Source organism: Pyxidicoccus caerfyrddinensis (assembly GCF_010894405.1).
GTDB classification, from domain to species: domain Bacteria; phylum Myxococcota; class Myxococcia; order Myxococcales; family Myxococcaceae; genus Myxococcus; species Myxococcus caerfyrddinensis.
Genome location: NZ_JAAIYA010000165.1, coordinates 1 through 378, shown reverse-complemented (window position 1 = coordinate 378; position 378 = coordinate 1). Strand labels below are relative to the sequence as shown.

Genomic DNA, 378 nt, shown 5'->3' with positions numbered 1-378 from the left:
CACCTGGTACTGCCCACCGAGCTGGCGGATGAGCAGTTCGCTGTCGGCATAGACGTCCACCTCGCGCGCGCCCATCGACTTCGCGTGCTTCAGGCCCAGCAGGAGCCCCTGGTACTCGGCGGAGTTGTTCGTCTGCGTCCCGAGGAAGCGGCCCAGTCGCGCCACCACGTGGCCTTCGGGGTCCGTCACCACCGCGCCCGCGCCCGCGGGCCCGGGGTTTCCTCTCGCGGCGCCGTCCGAATAGACGCGCACGCGAGGAAGCGGCTCGGAAGGAGGGGACGGCTCCACCGCTGTCGAGGCGGGAGCCGAGGTCGCCGTCACTCCGTCGTCGGCCCTCGAGGGAGGGCCCAGACGGGTGGCGGCTTCGTCGAGAAGCTG

At 71.7% G+C, this 378-nt stretch carries 1 protein-coding gene; it reads right to left on the bottom strand.

The genetic code is table 11. The annotated features are described in order from the left end of the window. On the bottom strand, positions 1-321 hold a 321-nt coding region (locus G4D86_RS52005), incomplete at its 3' end, for a ribonuclease HI family protein (protein ID WP_240360982.1). Positions 322-378 lie beyond the last annotated feature (57 nt).